Genomic DNA, 18089 nt, shown 5'->3' on the forward strand with positions numbered 1-18089 from the left:
TGCGCAGGTTTAAAAGAATAGCGAACAGGATTTGAAGTGGTTGGGAGCGGATTCTTTCATCAGTTCAAGGCCAAAAGTAGAAAAAGATAATGGTTACATTGGTATAGGTTATCTATTTCTGTTTTTTGACGCGAATAATGGGATTGAGATGCTTGTCTACTTTTACTAACTCGTGTTAGCAATTGAGTTGTAGAGAAGGCCGCAACAGTACGATATACTAGATGGCATATTAATGTCCCTAGCGCGTGATAGATTGTGTGGAAGCGTTGGCAGGATGTGTTGTTATGCTCCAGTTTGTGGAGTATAGCGAGAGTGCGGAGTTGGCAATGTCTTCAATAAATTTCGAATCCACGTACGGTGTAATAACTATTCAAGATATGAATGTAGTTAGTGTAGACGCTAATTATGCTCGCATCTATGGATACCAATCACCCGAAGAACTACTTACTAATATAGATAGCTTCCTAGATCTAATCTCAGAAGAATACCATGTTTTAGCCTATCAAAATTACCTTGAAACGATCAGTGGTCAACGCGATCCGCAGGTCCACACCTATGTTAATGTTGATCGCAATGGTCGAGAGTTCACAGTGTTCTCTATTGACCATGTGACAGAGTGGCAAGGTCGGCCAGCACTGCAAGTCACGGTGATCGATCTTTCCCCTGCGATTCAGCTACAAAATGCGGTGCGTGAACAAGATAAGATGTATCACGATATGATCATGCAATCCGGGCAGGGCATCTTGGTTCACCGAGAGTTCAAACCGCTGATGGTCAATCAATCGTGGGTCAACATGCAAGGCGCGGCTTCCATCGAGCAAGTTCTAGAGCTGGACTCGATTCTTGAATTGGTGCCAAAACAGAATGCCGATGGCATCAGCAAGCACTATCAGGCGATCGTGTCGGGTGAGTTGTCTGGCACGAGTACCGTGGTTGAAAATATCGGCTTTGACGGCGTTCATCGGTTCTTCAATATTTACGACAATGCGATTACTTGGAAAGGTCAGCCAGCCGTTCAGGTTGTACTCGAAGATGTGACTCAAAAGGTGATGTTGGAAAAGCAATTGGTTCATCAAGCGAATTACGATGAAATGACTGACTTACTCAATCGCAGAGCGATTTATGAGTGGTTAAGGGAACATATTGCCTCTGATACTCATGTCGTCAGTATGCTGCTTGATATCGATGACTTCAAATCGATCAATGATACTTACGGCCATATGGTCGGTGATGAGGTCATTTGTGCTTTGGCTAATATTACCAAGCGCAGTGCCGAGAAAGCCGGCGGAGTCGCAGGCCGTTGGGGTGGCGAAGAGTTCATTATATTTATCCCAAACACGTCTCTTGAAACAGCACACGAAGTGTCAGAAGAGATTCGCCAACAGTTCAATCAAGTTGAATTCAGAATCGATGAACAGTTACGATTTAATTCGAGTGTCAGTATCGGAATCAGTGATAGCCAAGCCTGTGAAGACGGTGTCACGATTGATGCACTCGTGAATTTAACCGATCAATCTCTCTATCGCGCGAAAGCCAACGGCAAGAATTGTGTAGACGGAGATGTGGTTGCGCTCTAACGCCTAAAATCGTCATCGAAAGCGAATAGGATCGACAACGAAAAATGCCCTCAAGTCATCACTTGAGGGCATTTTAGTTTTTGGCTATTCACTAAGCGCTTCTAACTATAAGAAACGCCTCTAACTATAAGAAACGTTTAAGTTCTACAAGTTATGCCGACACTTCCACTTCGTAAGAACCAAATTTACGGATGTTAATCACACCAGTATCTAGGATTAGGTATTGGCCTTTAATGCCTTGAAGTACGCCTGTCACTTCAGGGTTCTTATCAAAGTTATGCGACACAATCTTCACTGGGTGCTGTTCAACTGGGTAGCTCAATGAAGTGATGTTTTCGCTCAGAATCTCGATAGCATCATCACCAAACTTCGCTCTGATCTCTTGGATTTTATCCTCAACCAACGGCAACAGTTCTTTGGCTTTTTCTACCAATTCCATATCGTCGCCGTCGCCTTTAAGCAGCGTGCGCCAGTTGGTTTTGTCAGCAATGTGCTTTGCTAACTCAACTTCGATCAGGCCAGAAATCTGACGTGTTTTTACCTTCAAGATAGGCAAACCTTGAGTCGCGCCTTGGTCAATCCAACGGGTAGGGATTTGAGTGTGACGAGTGATACCTACTTTTAGGCTTGATGTGTTCGATAGGTAAACGAAGTGATCAACCATGCAGTTCTCTTCACCCCATTGAGGCTCGCGACACGTGCCTTCATCGTAGTGACAAGTCTCTGGCTTCATGATGCACATGTCGCAGCTTGCTAGCTTTTTCATGCACACAAAACAGTGGCCTTGAGAGTAGCTCTTCTTAGTTTTCTTACCACATGAGCAGCAAAAAATATTGCCGGTGTGAGTGAGGTTGATGGTTTTACCAATCAGAGGGTTTAGCTCTACAAACTCTTCGCCTACAGGCAAACGGTAGGTAACCGCGCCATCAAGGGAAGCACTCATCTTTTTGAGTGTTCCTTTTGCTAATAAAGACATGACATTACTCGTTGTATTTTGATTATTATTTCGTCGACTCGATTGCGCTGTGAGCAGGCAGTACGGTTAACGATGATTATGCGATGAGTATAACAAATAGAGCCTGTTTTTATACGCAATATTACTTGATTCTCGCCGTGAATAATCAACAGCAAATACATCCATTAAAATATAGTATGACATTTTGTTCGGGCGTGATATAACGTTTTTTAGTGATTTATTGGTATTAAGATCACTAATTTATCTAACTTGTTTTTTATCGTGAAATCCCAACTATAGGGATATTAAGCAGGAAGCTTAGACGTGAAGTGGATCCATAAGATTGTTATCTTTCTAGTTATCGCAACGCTTGCCATTGTGCAGTATTACCGTGTGAGCGGAAATCGTGTGATAACGGCAATTACCCCTGATAAATATGAATTTATCGCGACCAGTGATCAAGTTGATAGGGGAGTCAGTACGTCCCAGTTATCCTATGAAAATGGACAGTACACTCTCGATTGTGAACTTAAAGAATCTGAGTATCCGTGGCCTTACTGTGGGCTGTCGATTCGTATCAACCCTGACATCACCTCGGGCCTTGACCTTTCTCAGTACCACACCTTTAGAGTGAACATTGATTACCATGCGGAGGCTGACTCTAGTGGCCGTTTGAGAACCTATCTACGTAACTACAACCCTGCTTATTCAGTTCCTGATGACGAGTACACGCACAAGTACAATGGGATGGAGTTTTCTCCAGGAATCGATGGTGGTGTGATTGAAATCCCGATCAAAAATCTGCAAGTGATGACATGGTGGCTGGCTGACAACGACATTGCGTTAGAGCATTCGGCCCCTGAATTTTCGAATGTGAATATGGTTGAGTTTGCTACTGCGTCTGGAGCGAAACTCGGTCACCACAGAATCGTCATCCGCAGTATTGAGTTCGAAGGTTCGTATATCACCGCAGAAAGCTTGTTCATGATCCTACTGTTTGTGTGGGTGGGGACGGGCACCGTATTCTTGCTGTCAGAGTTAAACCGTTCAAGAAAACGCATGGTGATCGCAGAGAAAAGACATCACCACTTAAAGAACGTCAATCGCGCACTGAGAGAACAGAATTTTGAATTTTCAGAGATGGCCCATCGTGATGAGTTAACCGGAATACTAAACCGCCACGCGATTCGTGATTGGTTGAAAATGCAGTCACAACATGTGAAGCAAGGACATGGCAAGCTGGGTATGTTGTATCTCGATATCGACTACTTCAAGAGTGTAAATGACAAGTACGGACATCAAATGGGTGACCATATTTTACGCGAGTTCAGCATGGTGGTGGGCAGTTCGATCAGCGCTACCGACAAGTTGGTGAGATGGGGTGGTGAAGAGTTCATTGTTTTTTGCCCTGAGACCGAAGCCGGAGAGGCGCAGATAAAAGCTGAACGCATTCGATTATTGGTTAGCCAGCACCTTTGGGTTCATGGCGATCCGCTGACATGCAGTATCGGTGTTGCCGAGATGAAGCAAGAGCGAGTGACAGAGACCATTGCTCGCGCTGATGAAGCTTTATATCAAGCAAAGCATTCAGGTCGAAACCAGGTGATCTTGAGTCACTAATCTGAAAATTGTTTTGATGAGTTTATAAGCCACACGTGCATATGTGACGTGTGGCGTTTTTATGGTTCTTCTCCCAAAAGCCAAAACAAAAAAGGTGGCGCGGGGCCACCAAAAGGGAAAGCGTTTCTTGTTTTTATATGCCCGTTCAGTGCTTGCTTACGCTGAACGGGCATTTTTGTCTTGGTTGAACCGGGGGAAGTTCAACCAGTTTAGGGGAGCATTCCTGTAAGCATGCGCTTATAGAACGTTAGTGTTTACCAGAAGATCCAAGCGAACAGAGTCAGAACTAGGATACAAACTAGGTTCAACACCATACCGATTCGCATCATCTCTTTCTGCTTGATGTGACCCGAGCCAAACACGATTGCGTTTGGTGGTGTTGCAACAGGAAGCATGAAGGCACAAGACGCAGCAACAGCGATCAGTGCAGACAAAATAACTGGCGACATACCAAGTGCTTCAGCGATGGTTGCGAATACTGGCACCAGAAGTGCTGCACTCGCTGTGTTACTCGCAAATTCCGTTAGGAATACCACGAACGCTACCACGGCTAGAATCGTAAGCAGTACGCCAGCTGTTTCTAAAAATCCGCTTAGTGAGTGTGCTAAGAATACGCTGGTTCCTGTCGCTTTTAGAATGTTACTTAAGCAGATACCACCACCGAATAGGATAAGAACACCCCAGTCCGTTGTCTTCTCAACGTCTTTCCATTCCACCGCTCTAGAAGCGCCAAGCAGTACAATTGCGCCAATCGCTACCAAGCTATCAAATTTAGAGAATCCGCCAATCATTGCGTTGATTGGTTTACCGAATATCCAAAGCGTTACGGTTAGAAGGAAGATAGACAGTGTGATTTTCTTGCTGTTTGTCCATTCAACTGGGGCATGGTCTAGCTCGAATTTGTGGTCAAGCTTCGGCTTAGTCATCACGTAAAGAATAATCATCGCGATTGGCAGTAAGATCATTGAGATTGGTAGGCCAAGTGCCATCCACTCTGTGAAGCTCAAGCCAACTTCTGCCGCCGCAATTGCGTTTGGTGGGCTACCAACCAAGGTTGCGATACCACCAATCGATGCACAGTAAGCGATACCCAGTAGTACGAACACGTAGGTGTTGCGGTCTTCACTTTGGTCAACCTTGTTCATGATGCCAAGAACAAGAGGAAGCATCATTGCTGTGGTGGCTGTGTTTGAGATCCACATTGATAGACCTGCACTCACACCGAACAACATGAACACAGCGACCGACATTCTGCCTTTTGCTATCAGCAGCACTTTGTCAGCTATCGCTTTATCTAGCTCTTGCTTGTTCAGTGCAGCTGCTAATGCGAAGCCACCCATGAATAAGAAGATGATCGGGTTTGAAAAGTTAGCCAGCGCTGCGGGCGTATTGAACACACCAAACAAGACAGCCAAGAGTGGAACGAGCAGAGCGGTGATGCTGACATGAATAGCTTCGGTTAACCATAGAACCGCAACGAACACGAGAATACTCAAACCAGTATTGACTTGTGATTCGAAAGGAAGGGTGTTGAGCAAGAGTGCGAATAGCGTGAAATTACCAATTAATATCATGCTGTTGCGGGTGAACAACCAGTGTTTCAGTGTAGTAACAAGTGCCGTCATAAGACGCTCCTTTTGTTTATCCTCGTTGTATTGGTGCACGACTTCATTGAGTCATGCTTATTATTGTCGAGGTATATAGCTTGATGTAGGGTCAGACTTTGTTGGAAGAATGTTACTCAAGTTAATAAAGGAGTGTTGGTGTGTTTTTGCTTAACAATGGGGAAGTGTGAGGCAACAAATTCAAAATGTGTAGTTTTCTACACATCGGTCTCTGCTGGGTCTGCAATCGGGCTTGTTATAGGGTCTACAATAGGGTTTACAGTGGGGTCGGTGATAGGGTTTGGGATCGGAAATGATTCCGGTTTTGGACTCGGTTGAATGGGCTCTTTAGGTCCAAGGAACTTTGGCGTTGTCCCCATAATATACAGATCAAGAAATGCCTTGGTACGCGCAAACACTTCACGCAAACGTATTGAGCTTCCCGAGTGATGGGTTGGTCCTGAAACCGCTAAACACTGCGCGTGAATATCGTAAGAATTGGCGATGAATAACGCTCTTTCACAGTGGAATTTTTGAGTGATGATCAGAAAGTTATCGGTATCGAATATCTTTTTGGCGCGAACAATCGAGTCTAAGGTTCTGAAACCCGCGTAATCTAGATTGATGCGTTCCTCGGGGACGCCCGCTTTTAACAAGTCGCGTTTCATCGTCCACGGCTCATTGTAAGAGCGATGAGCGTTATCGCCGCTCAGTAGAAATTGGTCCACTTTTTCACGATCGAACAGCTCAATCGCGGCTTCGATTCGGTGCTTATAATAGTCGTTGAGTGTTCGACCCAAATATTTGCTCGTGCCAAGCACAACGGCGACCTCAAGCTCGGGCACTTCATCTATATCGTAGATGATGCGATCTTCCGCTTGCCATGAAACCCAATAATCGATCGCAATAACCGCAGCGCTGCCTACTAAGAACACGAGGAAAGCGCCAAACAGAAAACCTTGCAGTTTTTTGTAAGCTTTTTTTATGTAGCTACGGATAATGTGAGAATCAAATTTCACTCTCGGTATGGTCCTTTCACTGAGCATTAATTTTTGAGTGCTCGATAATACCAAATAAAAATGAGAAAAATCAGTTAAAAAGACAAGACAGTTTAAAGAAAAAAGCCCCTGCAATTGCAGAGGCTCATATAAGAGTCGTTAACGCTCTTTATTCCAAGCGCAGTACGCTTTATTAGAATGCCGTGCGCTTGTAGCGACGGTAAACTGGCTGCCAGAAGTGCTGGTCAATCGCTTGTTGCAGTGCTTCTTCAGTGATCTCTAGAGCAACGCCCTGTTCAATCGCCTTTTTACCTACCGCAAGAGCAATTTTCTTAGATACCGTGTGGATCTCTTCCAATGGTGGAAGTAGAGCACCTGTGCCATTGATTGCTAGTGGAGAACACGTAGCAAGTGCACGGCTTGATTCCATTAGCATTTCGTCAGTGATGCGTGAAGCATTCACAGCCAATACACCAAGGCCAATACCTGGGAAGATGTAGCTGTTGTTACACTGAGCGATTGGGTAAGTTGTGCCGTTGTGAACGACTGGCTCAAATGGGCTACCTGTCGCAACAAGTGCTTGGCCATCAGTCCAACGAATAATGTCGTTTGGCGTCGCTTCAACACGGCTTGTTGGGTTCGACAGTGGGAACACGATAGGGCGTTCACTGTGTAGGTTCATCTCTTTGATGACTTCTTTGCTGAATAGACCCGGCGCCCCAGATACACCAACCAATACTGTTGGTTTAGCGTGACGAACAACGTCTAGTAGTGAGAAGCCAGTGCCATCGCTTTCCCAGTCTTTAGTATTTGCGTTGGTTTGAACTAGGCGCTGTTGGAAATCAAGCAAGTTCTGCATGCCTTCCTGTAGCAGACCCCAACGGTCAACCATGTAAACTTGAGAGCGTGCCTGTGCATCGCTGATACCTTCAGACACCATTTGAGCAATGATAGCTTCAGCAATACCACAACCCGCAGAACCCGCACCCAAGAAGGTGATACGTTGGTCTGAAAGTTTGCTGTTTGCTGCTTTACATGCTGCAAGTAGAGAACCAACCGTTACGGCTGCTGTGCCTTGGATATCATCGTTGAAACAACAGATGCGATCTTTGTAGCGCTCAAGCAGTGGCATTGCGTTCTTTTGTGCGAAATCTTCGAACTGAACTAATGCATCAGGCCAACGGCGTTGAACCGCTTGGATGAACTCTTCAACGAATGCATCGTAGTCAGCACCCGTAATACGAGGATGACGCCAGCCCATGTACATTGGGTCAGCAAGACGTTGAGGGTTGTTAGTACCCACATCGAGCACGATTGGTAGCATGTAAGCTGGGCTGATACCGCCACAAGCTGTATAAAGTGCTAGCTTACCAATTGGAATACCCATACCACCGATGCCTTGGTCTCCCAAACCAAGAATACGCTCACCATCCGTAACCACGATAACTTTAACGTTGTGGTTTGTCGCATTATTCAGTAGGTCATCGATACGATCGCGGTTCGGGTATGAGATAAACAGACCACGGCCACGACGGTAAATATTTGAGAAGTTCTCACATGCTGCGCCAACGGTTGGCGTATAAATGATAGGCATCATTTCAGAGATGTGGTTTTGAACTAAACGATAAAAAAGCGTTTCATTAGTGTCTTGGATGTTACGAAGGTAGATATGCTTATCCATATCACTTTCGAAGTTACAATATTGTTTGTATGCACGTCCTACTTGCTCTTGGATTGTTTCGGTTGTTTCCGGTAACAAACCTTCAAGGTTGAAAGAACTGCGCTCTTCAGCAGAGAATGCGCTGCCTTTGTTTAGAAGAGGTGTACTTAGTAGAGCAGGACCAGCATAAGGGATATATAGAGGGCGTTTATCGTTGTTCATTGGATGCCTAATATGGGAGAAAGGGTAACTAAAAAATGATAACGGTTTAGTTATTCAATTGTAAATAGTTTCTCCGCGATCTGAGCAAACAAAATGATATTCTTACCTCTGTCCCACACTTATCGAATTTCAACACGATAATTCGTTATACTTTGCTCACACTTTTTCGCTACTCGCCATTTTATGTCATTACTTCCCATCGATGCTTATCAAAACGTATTCCACGAACAAATCGCTAATTCTCACCTTGTCGTAGAGGCGGAAACCGGATCAGGTAAATCAACGCGCCTGCCACTTTGGGCTTCTCAGCATGGACGAGTGCTGGTGGTGGAACCAAGACGTATCGCGTGTACGTCATTGGCTAAATACCTCGCACAGCAATCGGGTGAGAAGCTTGGTAGCAAGGTTGGCTATGCGATTAAGCTTGAGTCAGAGTATAACGAGCAAACTAACGTTGTTTTTGTGACGCCCGGTATCGCGCTGCGTTGGTTATCAGAAGACGGATTAGCCAGTTTTGATGTGATTGTGGTGGATGAGTTTCACGAGAGGCGCTGGGACATTGATCTGCTGGTGGCGATTCTGAAACAAAAAGAGAGCCATCGCTTGGTGATCACTTCAGCAACCATTGAAGGGGAGCGTCTTGCTGATTACTTGGATGCGAATCGAATTAGCTGCGAGGGGCGAACTTATCAAGTTGAGATTGAACACAGAGCGAATGAATCCAGAACACTGCCTGATAGTCGACATCTAGGGCAGCGCATCGTGGAAGAAGTTAATCATCAGTTGATCGCTTCTTCTGGCGATATGTTGGTTTTTCTACCGGGTAAAAAAGAGATCGTGCAATGCGAACAAGCCTTAGCGAAAAATCCAGATATCCAAGTTGTTAAATTGCATGCGTCGGTCAGTGATAAAGAGCGAGATTCAGCGTTATCGGGTCGGAATATCCATACTGAAGGTAATGGTTTGAGAAAGGTCATCCTTGCGACCAACGTTGCAGAAACCTCATTAACCATTCCTGACATTGGCGTGGTGATAGATTCAGGATTAGAGAGACGCACCGTTCAGCGTAATGGCAGAGCCACACTGATGCTTAAATCCATATCACGAGCGAGTGCCAAACAGCGAGCTGGCCGCGCGGGTAGGGTAATGGATGGCGTTTGCGTGCGTCTATATGGTGAACATGCGGCGTTAGAGTTAGTCACACCGCCTGAATTGCAGCGTGAAGAGCTGACTGAACCTATGTTGGCCGCAGCATGTTGTGGATCTCCGCTTGAGAGCTTGTCCTTCCTTGACCCTATTCCAGAGAAATCACTCAACAGTGCAACTCAAACCTTGCTGACGATGGAAGCGATTAACGCCGACCATCAAGTTACCGAGCATGGTAAAAAGCTGTATCCGTTGCCGATTGATGCTTTGTATGCCGATATCGTTACTCGAATCAAAACCAAAGCATTAAAAGAGGCGATGGTTGATCTCACTGCGGCGCTGTCCGTTCCTGCTCGCTTGTATCAGTTACCAAACAATGCAGAACATCTTGAAGCGCTCGCGCAACAAGAGAAGGAAGGGTGTGATTTAAGCCTGTTGATTCAGATTGTGCGCGGTCGAGAATATCCGCATTTAGACATCGACCAACAGGCTCTGAATGAAGCTCAAGGATTGGCGAAGCAAATGCGGGAGGTATTTGAACTTCCTCAGCTAGAAGTCGCGTCACGTTTCCAACGCATTGAATTGCTCAAGACCATTGTGAATCTGCATCCTGAACTGGTGTTTGTGCGCCGACTGAAAAGGAAAGAAGCCTTTGCCAATGGTGTTTTAGAAGTGGTGCTCGGTCGTCAGAACCGTTTCCCTGATAATGCACAAGCGATGTTGGTGTTGGATACTCACAGCTTGCCGGGAAGAGGCGTTAAGCAAACACTGACCTTAGCGACGGTCACGACACCCATTCCTCTTGAGCTTCTCATTGATGCTGAACTAGGAGAGTGGGAGCAAGGCGAAACCGTTGTGAATGATGATGGTGTTTTTACCGAGATGGCATTGGTGTACGCAGGCTGCACGATTACAACCAAACTCGTCGCCGCTGAAGGGCAACTATCGTTAAAACCTATCGTCGACCTTGTGTTAAATGGAGAGCAGCTTCCCGGTTTTGCAAAGGCTCGCACTCAAGAAATCAAACACTGGCAGTTGTATGTGAAACTTGGTCTCGATGAACAAACTAAATACACACCAGAAATTGAGAACATTAACTTTGAGCTATGGTTTATAGAGCAGCTTGAAGTACTAGGTGTTACTGATGTCAGCGAATTGGAAATGTTCGATCATGCAGACATACCGTTCGATGGCATTCCAACTTGGCTCTACTCAGAATTTTCGGAAAAATACCCGTTTGCATTGAGCCTTGCCGACTTGCAACTCGATGTTGAATACTTGCCCGCAAGAAAGCTGATTTACGTCCATTATCAGTCGGGTAGCCGAAAGTTATCGCCAAAACGTTGGGAGCTACCGACATGGTCTGGTTGGCGTATTCAGTTCAAAAAAGCGAGTCGAATAATTGATATCAAATAGATGGATAAGTTTTATCTCTAAAATATTAATCAAATAGATGCATATATGATTTTTCAGTGCTTATTTTGTTACAAGTTTGATTTTTATATTCCTTTTTAACCAATCAAAAGGTCATAAAAGACTATTCTTCTATATCCTATTGCTATAAAGAAAGAGTTGATAGATATTGAGTATATTGTGTTGCCAAAGTGTCGGGGGACATCATGGATAAACAGGAAGAGACGCGTGTAGAGTTCGATTACACAACATTTCTTGGCGCCTCATGCAGTAAAAAATGGACTTTTCTGGAAGCACTCACCACAATTGCGCCAGTGTTCAGTACCGTCTGGCGAGATAGCATTAAAGAGTTGGGCACCCCAGAGGATCGTTTATGGCAGATGGCATTGAAATCAATGTCGACGCGTAAAAGTGATGAGTCGAACATTGTTACCTTACTCAAGCTCGCTAAGCTGGAAGGGATCAATGAGCTCAAAGTGGTGATGCCATATTCACTTGAAGAAGAGCAGATCGAGTATATTGAATCGCGCAGTCATTTAGTGATTGCGGGTAATTCTGGAGAAGAGTTCACGATTAAGCTGTAACTTCAGCTCGCCTATAATCTCTCTCGAGGAATAGTAAAAACGTACACGTAAAAAGGGCCTCAAATATTGAGGCCCTTTTAGTATCTAAAACTTGAGTCTACGAGCTTATTAGCTTTCGAGCTTTTTATTTTGAGATTAAGCGATTAAGCGATTAAGCAATTAGCAATTAAGCGACTAGTCGATTAGACCATAGTCAGCGCGCAGTACATCGATGATCTCTTGCTTAGGATTTTCGCTCAGTACGATCTCCGCACCTGTGATTTTCGCTGCGATATCAAGGTAAGTGCGAGACAGAGACATTAGAGAATCCAGTGGAAGTTCATTGTCACGAGCCAATGCTTCACGTTCTGGCATACGCTCTTTATTCAAAAGAATGTCGGCATCAGGGAAGTAGTTAAGCAAGAACTGACGGAAGCCTTCTTTTGAATTCTCAACGATGTTGCCGTTGTTATATTCCTGAGTATCCCAAATGCGAGATGAATCTGGAGTACCGACTTCGTCCATGTAGATAAGCTTTTCTTTGCCTTGAGCATCGTTGACGTAGCCAAACTCAAATTTGGTATCAACAAAGGTTTGGTCTACTTTTGCTAGCGCTTGGCTGATTACGTTGAAGCCTTCTTTAAGAAGTTTTTCGTAATGCGCGATGTCGCTTGCTTGAGTAAAGTTGAATGCTGCGAAGTTATCTTCGATGTTGTTGCGTGTGATGTTCACATCGTCAGCTTCTGGAACGCCAGGAATACCTTTCAGAATCCCTTTTGTTGAAGGCGTGATCAGTAGCTCAGGCAACTTCTTGTCTTTCTCAAGGCCTTCAGGCATCTCGATACCACAGAATTCACGTTCGCCGTTTGCGTATGCACGCCACATTGAACCAGTGATGTATTGACGACAAATCGCTTCGATCATGACTGGGCGAGCTTTTTGTACAATCCATACGAACGGGTGAGGGATATCAAGAATATGACTGTCAGCAAGTCCGTTGTCTTTAAACAATTTGAACCAGTGGTTAGAGATAGCATTCAGAGCCGCTCCCTTACCTGGAACACCTTTAAGATTCCCTTCACCACGCCAGATACAATCAAATGCAGAGATACGGTCACTGATCACCATGATAGCTAGAGGCGCATCGGGTGCTACGTCGTAGCCATTCTCTTTAATTAGTCGTTGGCTATCTTCTTCAGTTAACCAGTAGACTGAGCGAACCTTGCCACTGTGGACAGGTTTGTCAGTACGGATTGGTAGGTCATCATTTACGGCAAGAACTTGATCAGCAAGGCTCATTTAGACATTCCTATCTTTTATCAAACGTCATACAGAGAAGTGCGGTGTGCACATGATTAGACGGGCATTATACCCAATCTACTATTTGCTTCCAGAGAAAAAGCAAACGATTGCTAAATCTGTTGTTTAAATAAAAACCCCCGCCTAACAATCCGCTAAAAAATGGGCGAATTGTAGGGCAGGGGAAGGCAGTATGTTTGGACTGTGTTTTGGCGAATTGTTTCTTAAGTTAAATTAAGTTTGTTAGCTAAAAGATTAAGCTATGTTTGTGGACCATGTTTTTGAGCCAACATGTTATTAAGCAAGGTGGCTTAGTGAATACGCTCTGAATTTGCATCCATAAAGAAGACTTCACATTGAAAGCGTAACCCTAATGTTCTTAGGTACTGTTGGCTGAACTGATCAATCGATGCACTTGCAACAATCGCGCTCGCATTCTTAGAGCGGATTGCTTTCTCGACAGTCTCTACCTCAGTCATTTGATGAGAGGCTTTCATATGAATAACGCGGTCGCAGCAAACATTATGTTGCTTAAGCTGCTTAGCCGATGGTCTTGGTGTTTGAGCCGTAAACAGTAACCACTGATGTTGATTGGACAGCAACGCCATTCTTGCAAACAACGCTTCCTCGTTTGAATTTTTGCTTTTACGAGAAACTGATGTAAATGCGCAGTGAACTAGCGGGCTAGAGTGTTGTGCTTTAACGTGTGCTTGAATCATTTTTCTGTCCTTATATACATGCTGTATGTGTATACAGTAGTTTTAGTTGCTTATAAGATCAAGCGTTTTTTGCGGGATTATTGGACGATTTCGTCTGAGGTTATGGATGGTAAATGATTAAATCATTGAAAGTATTCGATAAATTAAATTTGAATGAATCTACTGTTTTGTATCATAAGTTGAATAAATGTGAGCTTTATACAGGTGTATACACTGGTTTTTGCAGAAAAGTACTGTATATACCTGTATAGAAGAGAGAACAAAGAACAAAGAAGAAAGAAGAAAGAAGAAAGAAGATCTAAAACCACAGGCACAAAAAAAGCGCCTTAGGCGCTTTCTTATATTTCACGGTGTTGCTTATCTCAATGTCGCTTGGGAGAGTTTTGCTCTCATTTCCATTTCACCAATATTGAACTGGCGAACATCAATGGTTGCAATATCATTGCACTCGTTACATGCATGATGACACTTACCATCTAGGTAGTCGTGCTTTTTAACTAGGCTTGGCTTTTTGCACCAATCACAAACGCCTTCTATTGTGAACATATTCTCTCCTCACCTGTTTAAGTCAGGTGTATTTTCGGCGCAAATTATGACACAAGTAAGACCCATTAGTTAATAGTTTGTTACCCGTTTTTGAGAGGGGGATCGATTGCAACACCAATAAAATCGATATCTTTGAGATCTAGGAAAATGAAGATGTGTGTTTGTTTACGGTTTTGTAACATTTTGTAAAATGGTTTTTAGCGCATTGTTCAAACGTTTCATTTCTTCGTCACATCCGTGACCATCTGGATGGTAGATCTTTGATAGCTGTTTGTATCGGATCTTGATGCTTTTCTGGTCGGGGATTGAGCTAGGTGTGTAGCCAAATAGCGCGCAGGCCACCTGCAAATTACTCAGACCTTTGCTGTTTTTCTGCTTCTTCAATTCGTGGAACATAGTGTTCAGCTGGCGTTTTTGCTGCTTAATCGTAAGGTCCTTCGAGCTAAGCTGCGCTTCAAGTGATTGTTGTTGCTGTCGCGAATCACCCGACTTTAGAGCTTGTCTTTTTCTTGAGATAACGAGCGTCGCAATAATGCTGATGATTGAAATCAACACGGCCAACGCAGCACCAATCATATAGTCAGAGCTAGTTAGGTTAGAACTGGAGAGGTTAGAGCGTGATGCTTGGTTAGATTGAACGTGCTTAGATACCCCCTGACTGGTGTCTATTTCAGAGTCGATGCTGTCATCGAGCTGTTCTATTGAAGAGATCTGTTTTGCACGTTGCTGGTTGAATTGTGCTTCCAAAATGCGGTTGTAGCCCTCTTCTGCTTGTGGATTATCTTTTAAGGCTGCTTCATACCATAGCTGCGCTTTATCTAATGGTTGAAGGAGGTCTTGTTCTAGCGAGGATTCGTAGAGTTTTGCTACCTCGATAGGTGCGCGCTGGTTACCTTGCAACGCCGCTTTAATAAACCATTCCAAAGCAAGCTTGTTACTTTGTTCAACACCTGTACCTGCCAAGTACCATTCACCCAGTCTAAATTGCGCGTTTGGGTTGCCGTTTTCTGCTGACTGCGTGTACCAATACAATGCATCACTGGTGCTAACAGGAACGTCGACACCCGATTCATAAGCTTGAGCCAATTGGTATTGAGAAACTGGATCTTGAGGTTGTGATTCTAGTGAAAATTCATCACTGCTTGCTGCGTGCACGAAATGTGTGGTGGACAGTTGAATCGTGGAAAAGATGAGGGCTAGAAATAGTGTTCTAAGAAATGATGATGACAGAATGTTGGATAGGATCAGCAAAAGATAAGTCTCGTAAAAAAGCCCAGAATCGATATGTCAGTATGAATACGCTTTATGGTCGTTGATTATTATTATCACGTTAAATGAGTAACATAACTGATAAACAACTATATAGAGGTTAATTCAATAGATAAAGATGGACTGGGCTTTAATCGTGCTACTTAAGCGGCAAGATTTGAATTTCTACGCGACGGTTACAAGCACGACCTTGAGAGGTGTTATTGTCACATAGAGGGTAGCGCTCACCGTTACCACGAGCAATAGCACGACCTGCAGCAACGTCTTGAGAGATCAAGAATGCACGAACAGATTCAGCTCGACGCTCAGAAAGGATTTGGTTCGTCGATTCGCTGTCAGTGTGACCTTCAATCACTAGGCTAGTGTCTGGGTATTCAACTAGGATGCGAGCAACGCCGCGAAGGGTATTGTGAATGCTTGATTCCAAAGCGTAAGAGCCAGAATCAAAACCGATGCCGTTTTCTAGGCGAAGTAGAAGTTGGTTCTCACCGACACGTTCAACTTGAACGCCTGAATTCATTAGCTCTTCACGAAGGGCAGCTTCTTGTCGGTCAAAGTAGTAACCAATACCACCACCAACAGCGGCGCCACCGGCAGCACCAATAAGTGCACGTTTACCACGGTCTTTAGAGTCACCAGTTGCAGCACCAGCAACGGCACCAGCGAGTGCACCAATTAGAGCGCCTTGAGTTGCAGAGTTAGCCTCAGATTCGCCAGTTGTCGCGTTTTGGCGTTGAGTTGCCTGACAACCCGTTAAAGCGATAGTAAGCGCTAGGGCTAGTGTGATTTTTTTAACGTATTTCTCCATCATGTACTTCTGTCAAACGAATGAATCCGAGTGACAAACATAGTCCTGTAAATCTTATTGATGGTTTTTATCAATACGTCGAAGCAATGTAAAGTGGCTCTATGATTTAGTTATCTTTTTAGCTGCCTGGGTACCGCCAACTGGTCGATTAACAGACAATTTACGACCTTTCTTCAAACCAACTTCATAATCGGCGGTGAGGTTTTTCATCGCTTCTCTCAGTTGCTGTTTGAACGTTTCACGGTCGATATTTTTGAATTCTTTATCAATGTAATTATTGATCTTGTTGTTTGATTCGTCGTCTGGGGTAATAGTTGGTAGCTTTTCAAGCGCACCTTCAACCCAGCCTGAAACAAACGAGTTCACGCGGCGTGTCACTTCTAAGGACCCTGTGCCAGAGCCAGCAAAGCTATTTCTGAATTGGCCGGTGTGTTCATTCAGTTCACGATAAATGATATCGAAAGCGAACGCTGCGAAGATCGCGCGGTCGGCTTCACCAATGAACTCAACACGCTTGAGGCCTTTATGATTCAGCAATACGGCTTCTACGCCAAATTTGGTGTTGATACCGCGAATAACACGCAGCAGTGTAGAACTGATATTTGCAGGTAACAGGTGACTGGACTGAGTTTTCCCCATCTTGATAAATTCAATATCGTCTTTTTCGAGACCATATTTCAGCATCAAGTTATGCGCCATTTTTATCGCATTGGCAGCTTCATTGACGTTCGCAGAATTTCCAAGCTCAAGACACTTGGCAATTTTCTTTAGGGCTTTTTTCTTATCCATCGACAATTTAATCAGTACCGCAAATTTTTAAAAGTCCAATATTTTACATGTTTTCGCGGGTAACAGAAAGGCAAAACTGGTTTGATGAACAAGGAAGGCGGTGAACATTGAACTGCATGAGCCCAGTTGGCGGTAAAAACAAAAACGCCATCAAGCGTATTGATGGCGTTAGTGACACGTTTTTTCAATATGTCTAGAGCATTCGTAAACTAGATACCCAGTTCATCGAGTAGATCTGCCGCAGAATCATTGCCAGAGCTTTGAGCTGGCTTGTTCGCTTCTTGCATTTTTTTCTGAGTCGCCTCAAGAATGCTATCTGGACATTCGTCTTCTGCGATTTCAAATTCTTCTAATTGAATGAACTCAGTCTTATCCATCGCAAGCTCAAGGTAGAAGATGTTGTTATTAGCGGTAGAGAAGGTCACACGACGAGCTTGTGGACGGTCGAGATTGGTATCAACAGAAAGGTTAACTTGCTTGTTCAGAGCCAGCATTTTCGGTTGGTTTTGTGTGATGTTGGTTTGCAGCTCTTTGCGGATTTTATTGGTGAAATCGCCAACTAATTGGTTCATCAACTCACCCAATACATCACCCACTTCGTCTGAAGTATGAAGCACAGCAAGCTCGTTTTCAGGCATGCCCATATTGCGCATGTAATTGGTGTAGATCTCTAGCGCTGCTTTGGACGTAAAATTAATAACAACGAGACCAGAAAAGCCGCCGTCAAACAGAACGAAGCAACCAAAATCTGGCTTTAGGCTTGTCTTGTTGATCTTTTGAACCATGGCTGAATAGGACACCTGAGAAGCCGTCGCTGAAGTCAGTACGCTTGAGACTGATTGGCATAGTTTAAGAAGGATATCTTCAGTTGTGACTGTTTTGTTTTTTTTCATTGTGATGT

Annotated in this window: 14 protein-coding genes and 2 pseudogenes; 4 read left to right on the forward strand and 12 right to left on the reverse strand. The window is 44.2% G+C overall.

Going from position 1 to position 18089, the window contains the following annotated elements:
• The first annotated feature begins 284 nt into the window (after window positions 1-284).
• On the forward strand, window positions 285-1577 hold the full coding sequence (locus AB4623_RS14275; RefSeq protein WP_372110675.1) for a diguanylate cyclase: 1293 nt from the start codon (window positions 285-287) through the stop codon (window positions 1575-1577).
• 151 nt (window positions 1578-1728) lie between these two features.
• Here the strand turns inward: AB4623_RS14275 and AB4623_RS14280 are convergent, their stop codons facing one another.
• Window positions 1729-2553: a DUF2797 domain-containing protein gene (locus AB4623_RS14280; RefSeq protein WP_017063586.1), complete on the reverse strand. Its 825-nt coding sequence runs from the start codon at window positions 2551-2553 to the stop codon at window positions 1729-1731.
• Window positions 2554-2856: 303 nt separating this feature from the next.
• Between AB4623_RS14280 and AB4623_RS14285 the strand changes: the two genes are divergently transcribed.
• Entirely contained in the window at window positions 2857-4152 is a 1296-nt protein-coding gene (locus AB4623_RS14285) for a GGDEF domain-containing protein (protein WP_065585186.1), read from the forward strand.
• A gap of 254 nt (window positions 4153-4406) precedes the next feature.
• Here AB4623_RS14285 and AB4623_RS14290 read toward each other — a convergent pair whose 3' ends face one another.
• The 3 genes from AB4623_RS14290 to AB4623_RS14300 all read right to left on the reverse strand — a co-directional run bounded on the left by AB4623_RS14290 (window position 4407) and on the right by AB4623_RS14300 (window position 8636).
• On the reverse strand, window positions 4407-5777 hold the full coding sequence (locus AB4623_RS14290; RefSeq protein ID WP_017059762.1) for a DASS family sodium-coupled anion symporter: 1371 nt from the start codon (window positions 5775-5777) through the stop codon (window positions 4407-4409).
• 197 nt (window positions 5778-5974) lie between these two features.
• Complete coding sequence (locus AB4623_RS14295; protein ID WP_372110682.1) at window positions 5975-6775, reverse strand: vancomycin high temperature exclusion protein; 801 nt, start codon at window positions 6773-6775, stop codon at window positions 5975-5977.
• A 172-nt stretch (window positions 6776-6947) separates the two neighbouring features.
• Entirely contained in the window at window positions 6948-8636 is a 1689-nt protein-coding gene (locus AB4623_RS14300; protein ID WP_136973971.1) for an NAD-dependent malic enzyme, read from the reverse strand.
• Between the two features lie 183 nt (window positions 8637-8819).
• On the opposite strand from AB4623_RS14300, the gene AB4623_RS14305 reads away from it, so the two are divergent.
• Both AB4623_RS14305 and AB4623_RS14310 read left to right on the forward strand, forming a co-directional pair.
• Window positions 8820-11198 carry a helicase-related protein gene (locus AB4623_RS14305; RefSeq protein ID WP_372110687.1) on the forward strand — a complete coding sequence of 793 codons (2379 nt, stop codon included), beginning with the start codon at window positions 8820-8822 and terminating at the stop codon, window positions 11196-11198.
• A gap of 203 nt (window positions 11199-11401) precedes the next feature.
• The gene (locus AB4623_RS14310; RefSeq protein WP_017059766.1) at window positions 11402-11779 is read left to right on the forward strand and encodes a hypothetical protein; all 378 of its coding nucleotides are present in this window, start codon (window positions 11402-11404) and stop codon (window positions 11777-11779) included.
• Window positions 11780-11953: 174 nt separating this feature from the next.
• Here AB4623_RS14310 and AB4623_RS14315 read toward each other — a convergent pair whose 3' ends face one another.
• The 8 genes and pseudogenes from AB4623_RS14315 to AB4623_RS14350 form a co-directional block, all read right to left on the reverse strand.
• The gene (locus AB4623_RS14315) at window positions 11954-13057 is read right to left on the reverse strand and encodes a phosphoribosylaminoimidazolesuccinocarboxamide synthase (RefSeq protein ID WP_372106127.1); all 1104 of its coding nucleotides are present in this window, start codon (window positions 13055-13057) and stop codon (window positions 11954-11956) included.
• Window positions 13058-13368: 311 nt separating this feature from the next.
• Window positions 13369-13776: a SulA-like leucine-rich domain-containing protein gene (locus tag AB4623_RS14320; protein WP_017055178.1), complete on the reverse strand. Its 408-nt coding sequence runs from the start codon at window positions 13774-13776 to the stop codon at window positions 13369-13371.
• 357 nt (window positions 13777-14133) lie between these two features.
• Window positions 14134-14322, reverse strand: a complete 189-nt coding sequence (locus tag AB4623_RS14325) for a hypothetical protein (RefSeq protein WP_017059767.1) — start codon at window positions 14320-14322, stop codon at window positions 14134-14136.
• Between the two features lie 165 nt (window positions 14323-14487).
• A pseudogene (locus tag AB4623_RS14330) lies at window positions 14488-14925 on the reverse strand (hypothetical protein); the annotation flags it as partial.
• A gap of 80 nt (window positions 14926-15005) precedes the next feature.
• Window positions 15006-15573, reverse strand: a pseudogene (locus AB4623_RS14335) (tetratricopeptide repeat protein); the annotation flags it as partial.
• Window positions 15574-15730: 157 nt separating this feature from the next.
• Entirely contained in the window at window positions 15731-16399 is a 669-nt protein-coding gene (locus AB4623_RS14340; protein ID WP_372050980.1) for an OmpA family protein, read from the reverse strand.
• A gap of 99 nt (window positions 16400-16498) precedes the next feature.
• A complete protein-coding gene (locus tag AB4623_RS14345; protein ID WP_017059769.1) occupies window positions 16499-17188 on the reverse strand; it encodes a DUF2786 domain-containing protein in 690 nt (229 codons plus the stop codon).
• A gap of 209 nt (window positions 17189-17397) precedes the next feature.
• Window positions 17398-18081 (reverse strand): DUF3334 family protein, encoded by a 684-nt coding sequence (locus tag AB4623_RS14350; protein ID WP_017059770.1) that lies wholly within the window; start codon window positions 18079-18081, stop codon window positions 17398-17400.
• Window positions 18082-18089: the final 8 nt, after the last annotated feature.

Source organism: Vibrio sp. 10N.222.52.C12 (genome assembly GCF_041474215.1).
Lineage (GTDB): Bacteria > Pseudomonadota > Gammaproteobacteria > Enterobacterales > Vibrionaceae > Vibrio > Vibrio crassostreae_C.